The following is a 9,732-nucleotide window of genomic DNA, read 5'->3' as shown; positions in this document are numbered from 1 at the left end:
AAGAGAAGTGTTTATACACTTCTCTTAGTATTTTACCATAAATATTCAATAATTAAATATAATCTGGCTCTAGTAAACCATAGTCTCCATCTTTTCTCTTATAAACAACATTTACATTATTTCCATCAAAATCTTGGAATACATAGAAATTATGTCCTACTAACTCCATTTGAAGTATAGCTTCTTCTACTGACATAGGTTTTATACTAAACTTTTTAGTCTTAACTATCTTTCCATTTTCATCTTCTAATGCATCTTCTTCATTTTCAAAAGCAAATTCATCAATTTGAGTGAATCTTAAAGATTCATTACTCTTTTTTAATAATTTTGTTCTTTGCTTTCTAATTTGTCTTTCTAATTTGTTGATAACTAAATCTATTGATTTATACATATCCTCTGTTGATTCTTCTGCTCTAAGTATAACTCCATTAAAAGGTATTGTAACTTCTACCTTTTGTTTATTCTTTTGCACTGATAAGGTAGCCTTAACCTCAACATCAGGATTAAAATATTTCTTAATCTTAGATAACTTTTTTTCTACCATATCCTTTAATGCAGGTGTTGCTGTAGTATTTTTTGCTATTACTGAAACTCTCATAAAAGTTCATCCCCTCTCTATAAGCTTAAAGCTTAAACAGTAGAATTATATATTTGTTTATGAGTATATTATACTATCAGTAATCGTTTTTATCAATACTATTTTCCATAATTTTCAGAATGTTAACTTTTTTGTCTTAAATAAAAAAAATAGCCATCAGTTAAACTAATAGCTAATTAAGTAAAAATAGCTGACCTGGATTTTGCCCCCACACTCGCCTACTGGAGCTTTTGCTACTAGGAATTAACCCCTCACTACTAACCCTCTCAATTACTTGGTAGGACTTACTTCTACACCGCACCATGCTCACTTAGAATTTTTCTAAGCTTACGTGGATCGTTTTGCCTGCGACTAGCATCGACTTTCATCCACAGACCTATCTTTACTCTATTATTATATATAACTTTTAGCAACTGTCAATATATTTATTGAAATTGCCCCGCTCTCTTTAAGCAATTTTTCACATTCATATAAGGTTGCTCCTGTTGTCATAACATCATCTAAAAGCAGTAATTTTTTATTTTTAATGTTTTTATCAGTTTTTAAAGAAAAGGCTCCTTTTATATTTTTATATCTTTCTTCTTTTGATAATAGCTTTTGCTCTTTTATATTTTTATTTTTTATTATATCCTTACATACACTAATACTTAAATTCTTGCTTATTTCTTCAGCTAAATATTCACATTGATTGAAGCCTCTATCTCTTATTGCTTTTTTACTACTAGGTATATAAACTATAAAATCTATATCAAATTTATTTTCTATAATCATATTGCATAAAAAATCTACTAATATTGAACCTGCAACAAAATTTTTATTATACTTAAACTCTAATATAAGTTTTTTTAAAACTCCATTATAATATCCATAAGAATGAACTTTATCAAATTCTTTTACCCTTTTTATCTTACTTTTACATAATGGGCATATACCCATAAATTCACTATCACAAATTATACAACTATTCTTAGGTGGATAAATAATATCTAACAATTCATCCTTCAATGAAATTAATATTTTAGTAATCCATTTTCCCATATAATTTTGTTATATCTCCTTGCTCTTTCCTTTGCTAAGTCCATATCTTCTGATATATCTTTAGCCACTAGTAGCACCTCGCCTATATTTTTACTTTTAATATTTTTTCCTACATCTGCACAGAAATATAGGATTTTTTTATAATTATAAAAATCTTCATCAGCAAATAATGCAACTATATCAATACCCTCTGTCCCTAAAGAATATTCTCTTATATAATTAGTAATAATAAACGCACTCTTATTTTTGTTAATATAAATAGTATCTAATTCTTTTTTTGATTCTCCCTTTAGTAGTTTAATTACATTAACATCCTTTATCTTTATTTCATTAGTATAGTAATTATATACTTTCTGAATCCTTTCTTCAGTTGGAATATAAATTATTACTTTTCTCTTATTATTCTTAAACCATATTAAATAGTCATATAAAGTATATGGAATATCTTCATCAAGTTTAACCCTAGTTGTTATTATTCTAGGTTCTACAAAGACATTTCTCCTAATTAAATCACTTATTTCAAAAGCTGTTCCCATATTAACTACTCTATCTATTGAATATGATATTATTCTTTTAGCATAAATATATAAATACTCTAATCCAGTTCTAATCTCTTCCTTTGATACTATAGAATATTCACTTATATCATCAATAATACAAATATCATAATAATTTTTTACATCTTTAATATTTTTAGAATTTATAAAAACTAAATTTTCAGACCCATCTAATTCCTTATTACAAGAATACTTAAAATTTAATTTTTCTTTCTTTAATTCTACTAATATTTCTTCTTTGCATTTTTCACCATTCCATACATATAAAACCTTTTTATTTTCTTTAATTGACATCTTAATAATATTAATAAAAATTAATGCTGTATTATATGGATTGGTTATTATATTTAAAATTTTTGATTGCTTATTATACCACTTATTTATTTTAGATACACAATTATTAAACTCTTTCACGTTAATTAATATATTATCTAACATTTAACTTCTCCTACTCAGTGAATATTTCATTACTAGTAATATCTACAATTCTATTTTTTAGAGATGAATATCTGCTTACACTCTTATCATTAGTAATCATATATTGTAATGCTTTTGGAACTCCAACAACCACAACTAATTCTTTTGCTCTAGTAATTGCAGTATAAAGTAAATTTTTATTCATAAGTAAAGGTGAACCCATAAAAGCTGGAGTAATAATAACTTTAAACTCACTTCCTTGGCTTTTATGAATGGTTATGGCATAGGCTAATTCTAATTCATCTAAATATATGTAATCATAAACAACTTTTCTTTCATCATCAAAGACTACAGTTAATGTTTTTTCTTCATCATTAATGCTTTCTATAAAGCCCATATCTCCATTAAATACGCCTACTCCTTCATTATCTCCATATCCATTTATTCTAACCCACTTTAAAGAATAATTATTTTTAATTTGCATTACCTTATCCCCTTCTCTAAAGGTAACATCTTTTAAATCTTTTTCTTTTTTACCTGGAGATTTTGGATTTAATACATTTTGCAATTCATTATTTAAATTTTGTACCCCTAGTATACCTTTTCTTGTAGGCGTTAGTATTTGAATATCCCTATATTTATCCCAAGCTGTATTAAACTTTGGAAGCCTTCTATTTATTAAATCTATTATTGTCCTAAGTATTTCATTAACATCTTCCTTATTCTCAAAGAAAAAATCTCCATCTTTTCTATTTAAAATTGGCATTTCTCTATTATTAATTTTATGTGCATTAGTTACTATTAAACTTTCTTTTCCTTGTCTAAATATATCTTTTAATCTAACTACTTTTATAAATTTACTTTCAATTAAGTCTTTTAATACATTTCCTGCTCCTACAGAAGGAAGCTGATCAACATCACCAACTATAATTAATCTAGTGCCTAATTTTATTGCCTTAAGTAAACTATTCATAAGCATTATATCTATCATAGATGCTTCATCTATAATAATTACATCTGCTTCTAGCGGCTCACTTTCGCCTAGCTTATAGTAAGACTTTCCTTCATCACTAACACCCATTTCTAGTAGTCTATGTATTGTTTTAGCTTCTCTTCCAGTAGATTCACTCATTCTTTTTGCTGCTCTTCCAGTTGGAGCCCCTAGAACTACTTTCATATTGTTATTTTCATAAATTTCAATTATGGCTTTTATTATAGTTGTCTTCCCTGTACCAGGTCCTCCTGTAATTATTTCTATTCCATTATCAAAAGCCCCTACTATTGCCTCTCTTTGTGATGGTGCAAATTTTATGCTATATTTTTTTTCAAAAACTCCTATTTCAAACTCAATATCTGAATTAATACTTCTAAAATTCTCCATACTTAAAGTTATTATCCTATTAGTTACACCTAATTCACAATAATAATATGGTAATGCAAATACAGAATCTATCCCTTCTATTTTTTCAACTTTTACTTTAGAATCTAAAGATAAATTATATAAACTTTCTTCAACCATTTCAGAAGTAGCACCTAATATTTTACTTGATTCTCTTATTAATTCATCCTTTGGCATAAATGTATTACCTGAGGCAGAAAATTGGTTTAATATGTATCTAATTCCACTTTGAATTCTAAAAGGAGAATTTGGTTCAATTCCTATACTTTTTGCTATTCTATCAGCAGTTATAAATCCAATACCACTAATTTCATCTGAAAGAATATAAGGATTTTCTAATATTATTTCTTTAGCATCAGCTCCAAATTTTTTGTGGATCTTTATACACTGATTTGTACTCATCCCATGGCCTTGAAAAAACATTACTATATCCTTTAAATCCCTTTGTTCTAAATATGACTCCTTAATAATTTCAAACTTTTTTTCTCCTATTCCTTCTACTAATTTTATTTTATCTATATCTGTATCTAAAACTTCTAAAGTTTTTTCCTTAAATTTTTCTACTAGCCTTTTAGCTGTAATAGGTCCTATTCCTCTTATTATTCCTGTTGATAAATATCTTTCAATTCCTTTTGTGGAATTTGGAAGTATTTCTTCATATTCTTCTATATTAAATTGTCGTCCAAATTGCTTATGAACTACCCATTGTCCTTTTAACTTAACATGTTGACCTTCTTTTATAAAGGGAACCACTCCAACTGCACTAATTATTTCTTTTTCTATTCTTATTTTAGTTACCACATACCCAGTATCGTCACTTTTAAATACAATAGATTCAACTATTCCATTTATACAATCTTCCATGTTACCTTCTCCAAATCTAAATATTTTTATTAATTTCTATTTTTATTATATAATATATCTAAATTAATACATACTAAAGATTAATTTTTTAATTACTATTATTTTCAATATGCTATAATTAATGTATATTCAAATTTATGGAGGTGTTTATATGCTTATAAAAAACTGTAATATTATATATCTTGATAAAATAGAAAAAGGTTCTGTTTTAGTTGAAAATGGTAAGATAAAAGAAATAAATCCAACTAATGTTGATACTACTGACGTACTTGATGCTAATGGATTATATTTATCTCCTGGATTTATAGATGTTCATATTCATGGTGCTGGTGGTCATGATACTATGGATGGTACTTTTGAAGCAATTAATGAAATATCAAAAGTAATAGTAAAACATGGAACTACTGCTTTTACACCAACAACAATGACTGTTGCTGTAGAAGATATTAGAAAGTCAATGGAAGTTATAAAAGAAGCTAAGGAAAATGGAACTGATGGTGCTATCGTACTAGGTGCTCATTTAGAAGGACCTTTCATTAGTCCAAAAGCTATAGGAGCTCAAAATCCTAATTTCTTAATTGCACCAACTTTAGAAAACTATACTGCAATGGTTGGAGATGCTGAAGATGCAGTTGTATCTATCACAATTGCTCCTGAAGTTCCTGGAGCTAAAGAATTAATAAAAGAATTATCTCAAAGAGGAGTTGTTTGCTCTATAGGTCATACTAAAGCTACATATGCCGAAGCTATGGAAGGAATTAAATGTGGATGTTGCCACTCAACTCACCTTTTCAATGCTATGACACCTTTTGCTCATAGAGAACCTGGTGTTGTTGGTGCTATTTTTGATAGTGAAATAACAACTGAAACTATTTCAGATGGAATACATATATCTTACCCAGCCCTTAGAATAGCTTACAACCAAAAGACTCCTGATAAGGTTCTTTTAGTTACAGATGCTATGATGGCTTGTGGAATGTCTGATGGTATGTATGCTTTAGGTGGTCAAGATGTTGAAGTTAAAGATGGTGCTGCAAGATTATTAAGTGGAAGCTTAGCAGGTTCAATTCTTACTTTAGATAGAGCGGTTCATAATGTTTATAAAAACGTTGGACTTCCATTATATGAAGCTGTTAAAATGGCTAGCTATAATGCTGCAAGACACTGTAAAGTTGAAGATAGAAAAGGCCTTATAAAAGAAGGCTATGATGCAGATTTACTATTATTTGATGAAGATATTAACATCAAAAATGTAATAGTTGGCGGAAAAGTATTAGTATAAAAAGGAGCTGCCTAAGCAGCTCCTTAATTTATATATTTTATAAATATTTTTTTATTTCTTCTACTTTGTTTAATTGTTCCCAAGGAAGATTTAAATCAATTCTACCAAAGTGTCCATAAGCTGCAGTTTGCTTATAGATAGGTCTTCTTAAGTCTAAATCTCTAATTATAGCACCTGGTCTTAAGTCAAATATCTTCTCTACAATTGAAACTATTTCTTCTTCAGACTTCTTACCTGTTCCAAATGTTTCTATTTCAATTGATACTGGCTTAGCAACGCCAATAGCATATGCTAATTGTATTTCTAATTTATCAGCAACCCCTGCTGCAACTAAGTTCTTTGCTACCCATCTAGCTGCATATGCTGCAGATCTATCAACCTTAGTTGGATCCTTTCCTGAGAAAGCACCGCCACCATGTCTTCCATATCCACCATAAGTATCAACAATTATCTTTCTTCCTGTTAAACCACTATCTCCTTGTGGGCCACCAACAACAAATCTACCTGTTGGGTTAATAAAATACTTAGTTTTATCATCTAATAATTCAACTGGAACTACAGCTTTTATTACATGTTCCATTAGGTCTTTTCTAATTTGTTCTTGAGAAACTTCTTCGCTGTGTTGTGTTGATATAACGATTGTATCTATTCTTAATACTTTATTATCATCATACTCTACAGTAACTTGAGTTTTTCCATCTGGTCTTAAATATGCTAAAGTTCCGTTTTTTCTAACTTCTGATAATCTTCTTGATAATCTATGAGCCATAGCTATTGGTAATGGCATAAATTCTTCTGTTTCATTAGTTGCAAAACCAAACATCATACCTTGGTCTCCAGCTCCAACAGCTTCAACATTATCCTTTTCTCCCGCTTTATATTCTAAAGCTTCATTTACTCCCATAGCTATATCACCTGATTGCTCATCTATAGAAGTTAAAACTGCACATGTTTCACAGTCAAAACCATATTTGGCTCTATCATATCCTATTTCTTTAATAGTTTCTCTTACTAACTTTGGAATATCAACATAGCAATTAGTTGATATTTCTCCCATAACTAAAACCATTCCTGTAGTAACAGCAGTTTCACAGGCTACTCTTGCCATAGGGTCTTTTGCTAAGATACTATCTAAGACTGCATCTGATATTTGGTCACAAATTTTATCTGGATGTCCTTCTGTAACTGACTCTGATGTAAATAATTTTTTCATATTAATATCTCCTTTCTTTTTTTTGATATTAATTCTAAAAATTTAGCTATATAATAAAAAATCTCTTCGATAAGAAGAGATGTTAAAAATCATAACTTTTCTTATCTTGCAAAATTATATTGCTGGAATTGGCACCACACTCAAATGAATGAAGTAGGTTGCCGGGTTTCATAGGGCCCTTTCCCTCCACCTCTCTTGATAAGAACTAATATCAAATTTTACTTTTCAGATTATATCATTTTTAAAATTATTCGTCAAGAACAATACATATTATTCTGAATATTTGTTTTATAAAAATATTTCTTATTTTTCTTCTCTGTATTTATACTATAGATGCCCTTAATCTTTATTATTCATTTCAAAAAGTCGTAATAAATGAACAAACAAAAAGTCGTACTTCTTATGAAATACGACTTTTTGTTTTGGTGGGGGAGGACGGATTCGAACCATCGAAACGAAACGTAACAGATTTACAGTCTGCCCCCTTTGGCCACTCGGGAACTCCCCCTTATTTATGGAGCTGGCAATAGGAATCGAACCTACAACCTGCTGATTACAAGTCAGCTGCTCTACCGTTGAGCCATGCCAGCATATATGGTGGAAACAACAGGGATCGAACCTGTGACCCTCTGCTTGTAAGGCAGATGCTCTCCCAGCTGAGCTATGCTTCCATACACAAATCAAATTTAAAATGGTGGGGGAGGACGGATTCGAACCATCGAAACGAAACGTAACAGATTTACAGTCTGCCCCCTTTGGCCACTCGGGAACTCCCCCATTTTTTGGAGCTGGCAATAGGAATCGAACCTACAACCTGCTGATTACAAGTCAGCTGCTCTACCGTTGAGCCATGCCAGCATATTCAAATAAATTTAAATGGTGGGGGAGGACGGATTCGAACCATCGAAACGAAACGTAACAGATTTACAGTCTGCCCCCTTTGGCCACTCGGGAACTCCCCCATAAAATTTATTTTATTATTTTCAGTCATTGGATTTTACTCGCTCGACTGACAATGACTAGTATATATTTATTATTTACTAATTTCAAGTTTAATATTTATTCATTTAACTGAATTACAGTTATTTTATTCTATTTTTCTTTCATTTCCTCACATTTAATACTATTATCTTTTTTAAAATTATATTTATTATATTTTATTTATTAAATTTAGTCTAAAATAATTGAATTTATAGAATTCTCTAGTATATCTTTAAATATTTCATAATCTGATGAACTCATTCTCTTTTTAGCTAATTCTACGCCTTTTTTTATTTGTTCTTTGTTGTCTTTATCTATAAAAAAATCATTAATTTTTATTAAATCTAAAATAGATAATTTTTTCATAATTACATTCAACTTTTCTTTTCTCTCATTATCAAGATAATTAAATAAACTATTTGAAATACTTTGCTTTAATGAAACAGTTTCTACTTCAACAGAATCATTAATAAAATCTTTATTTTTATTTAAAGTATTATTTTCATTTATATCTTCACTAAAAATCTCATTACTTAATACCTCTTTACTTTTTAGAGGCTCCCAAATAAGTAAAAAATAAATAGGTATACTTGCACCTAATATAATAGTAAATATATAAATTATTACCTTTTTCATATAGTTCACCACCTTTATTTAATTACTATCCTGTTTATATTTTTTTATACATTTTATTATATTTAAATTGCTTACCACATATATTGGTATAATCAGGAGGTGAATTTTAATGAAGCATAAAGTACATTATGATGATCATAATTCCTACATGGAAATTGCTAATAAAATAAAAGAATATATAAAAGATAATACTGTAATAATTTGTGTAGGTACAGACAAATGTATTGGAGACTCTCTTGGTCCACTTGTAGGTAGTATTTTAGTGGAAAATAATTTTTTATTACCTGTCTTTGGAACACTTCAATCTCCTATTCATGCTTTAAATATTGAAGATAAATTAAATTATATTAATAAACTTCACCCTAATGCACTAATTATAGGTATAGATGCTTGCTTAGGAGAAGAAGATTCTATAGGTGAAATTCATATTCGTGATTATCCAATTCATCCTGGAAAAGGTGTAGGAAAATCCCTGCCAGAAGTTGGACAAATCTCAATAATAGGTATTGTTGATTCTAGTGACAGTGATATTTTTTTTACTAATAGAAGTATTAGACTATTTTTAATTATGGAAATGGCTAAAGTAATATCAAAAGCCCTTATATCAGCTTACTCTCACTAAAATTTTTTTAATTTTAATATAAAAGTTGTTGTCTTATAATATAATAATGAAGAATATAAAATTAAAGAAAAAAACCCCATTAGGAGTTTCTAAAATATATATTATATATTCTACACTTCCACTAA

General features: G+C 28.8%; 8 protein-coding genes, 6 tRNA genes and 1 riboswitch. Of the genes, 2 read left to right on the top strand and 12 right to left on the bottom strand.

The features are described from left to right. Positions 1–52: 52 nt before the first annotated feature. The 4 genes from hpf to recD2 all read right to left on the bottom strand — a co-directional run bounded on the left by hpf (position 53) and on the right by recD2 (position 4,873). Entirely contained in the window at positions 53–598 is a 546-nt protein-coding gene (gene hpf / locus ACQRD5_RS15925; protein WP_291629841.1) for a ribosome hibernation-promoting factor, HPF/YfiA family, read from the bottom strand. A gap of 393 nt (positions 599–991) precedes the next feature. Further along, positions 992–1,636: a ComF family protein gene (locus ACQRD5_RS15920; protein ID WP_291629840.1), complete on the bottom strand. Its 645-nt coding sequence runs from the start codon at positions 1,634–1,636 to the stop codon at positions 992–994. Next, positions 1,609–2,631, bottom strand: coding sequence for a hypothetical protein (locus ACQRD5_RS15915; RefSeq protein WP_291629838.1), 1,023 nt, complete (start codon positions 2,629–2,631; stop codon positions 1,609–1,611). Before ACQRD5_RS15915 ends, ACQRD5_RS15920 begins: the two co-directional genes overlap by 28 nt. Before the next feature lie 10 nt (positions 2,632–2,641). Continuing rightward, on the bottom strand, positions 2,642–4,873 hold the full coding sequence (gene recD2 / locus ACQRD5_RS15910; protein ID WP_291629836.1) for an SF1B family DNA helicase RecD2: 2,232 nt from the start codon (positions 4,871–4,873) through the stop codon (positions 2,642–2,644). 151 nt (positions 4,874–5,024) lie between these two features. Between recD2 and nagA the strand changes: the two genes are divergently transcribed. Next, a complete protein-coding gene (nagA, locus tag ACQRD5_RS15905) occupies positions 5,025–6,155 on the top strand; it encodes an N-acetylglucosamine-6-phosphate deacetylase (protein ID WP_294170278.1) in 1,131 nt (376 codons plus the stop codon). A gap of 37 nt (positions 6,156–6,192) precedes the next feature. Here the strand turns inward: nagA and metK are convergent, their stop codons facing one another. The 8 genes from metK to ACQRD5_RS15865 all read right to left on the bottom strand — a co-directional run bounded on the left by metK (position 6,193) and on the right by ACQRD5_RS15865 (position 8,985). After that, positions 6,193–7,368 carry a methionine adenosyltransferase gene (metK, locus tag ACQRD5_RS15900; protein ID WP_291629832.1) on the bottom strand — a complete coding sequence of 392 codons (1,176 nt, stop codon included), beginning with the start codon at positions 7,366–7,368 and terminating at the stop codon, positions 6,193–6,195. A 98-nt stretch (positions 7,369–7,466) separates the two neighbouring features. Continuing rightward, positions 7,467–7,573, bottom strand: a riboswitch (SAM riboswitch). A gap of 218 nt (positions 7,574–7,791) precedes the next feature. Further along, a tRNA-Tyr gene (locus tag ACQRD5_RS15895) sits at positions 7,792–7,876 on the bottom strand. A gap of 7 nt (positions 7,877–7,883) precedes the next feature. Further along, positions 7,884–7,958: transfer RNA gene (locus ACQRD5_RS15890), tRNA-Thr, on the bottom strand. A 5-nt stretch (positions 7,959–7,963) separates the two neighbouring features. Then, positions 7,964–8,039 (bottom strand) — tRNA-Val (locus ACQRD5_RS15885). Positions 8,040–8,060: 21 nt separating this feature from the next. Next, a tRNA-Tyr gene (locus ACQRD5_RS15880) sits at positions 8,061–8,145 on the bottom strand. A gap of 6 nt (positions 8,146–8,151) precedes the next feature. Then, positions 8,152–8,226, bottom strand: a tRNA-Thr gene (locus ACQRD5_RS15875). Positions 8,227–8,245: 19 nt separating this feature from the next. After that, positions 8,246–8,330 (bottom strand) — tRNA-Tyr (locus ACQRD5_RS15870). Positions 8,331–8,538: 208 nt separating this feature from the next. Then, positions 8,539–8,985, bottom strand: a complete 447-nt coding sequence (locus ACQRD5_RS15865) for a hypothetical protein (RefSeq protein WP_291631668.1) — start codon at positions 8,983–8,985, stop codon at positions 8,539–8,541. Between the two features lie 109 nt (positions 8,986–9,094). Between ACQRD5_RS15865 and yyaC the strand changes: the two genes are divergently transcribed. Next, positions 9,095–9,607 carry a spore protease YyaC gene (gene yyaC / locus ACQRD5_RS15860; RefSeq protein WP_291631670.1) on the top strand — a complete coding sequence of 171 codons (513 nt, stop codon included), beginning with the start codon at positions 9,095–9,097 and terminating at the stop codon, positions 9,605–9,607. Positions 9,608–9,732: the final 125 nt, after the last annotated feature.

The sequence above is a fragment of the Clostridium sp. SGI.024 genome (genome assembly GCF_050315195.1).
GTDB lineage: Bacteria > Bacillota > Clostridia > Clostridiales > Clostridiaceae > Clostridium.
The sequence above is the reverse complement of the archived record's forward strand: the minus strand, read 5'-3'. Positions and strand labels throughout refer to the sequence as shown.

What these genes read in the sequence shown, in the direction of transcription:
- recD2 (WP_291629836.1), bottom strand. Translation starts at nt 4,873, where the DNA reads ATGGAAGATTGTATAAATGGAATAGTTGAATCTATTGTATTTAAAAGT.
- nagA (WP_294170278.1), top strand. Translation starts at nt 5,025, where the DNA reads ATGCTTATAAAAAACTGTAATATTATATATCTTGATAAAATAGAAAAA.
- ACQRD5_RS15865 (WP_291631668.1), bottom strand. Translation starts at nt 8,985, where the DNA reads ATGAAAAAGGTAATAATTTATATATTTACTATTATATTAGGTGCAAGT.
- yyaC (WP_291631670.1), top strand. Translation starts at nt 9,095, where the DNA reads ATGAAGCATAAAGTACATTATGATGATCATAATTCCTACATGGAAATT.
- ACQRD5_RS15915 (WP_291629838.1), bottom strand. Translation starts at nt 2,631, where the DNA reads ATGTTAGATAATATATTAATTAACGTGAAAGAGTTTAATAATTGTGTA.
- ACQRD5_RS15920 (WP_291629840.1), bottom strand. Translation starts at nt 1,636, where the DNA reads ATGGGAAAATGGATTACTAAAATATTAATTTCATTGAAGGATGAATTG.
- hpf (WP_291629841.1), bottom strand. Translation starts at nt 598, where the DNA reads ATGAGAGTTTCAGTAATAGCAAAAAATACTACAGCAACACCTGCATTA.
- metK (WP_291629832.1), bottom strand. Translation starts at nt 7,368, where the DNA reads ATGAAAAAATTATTTACATCAGAGTCAGTTACAGAAGGACATCCAGAT.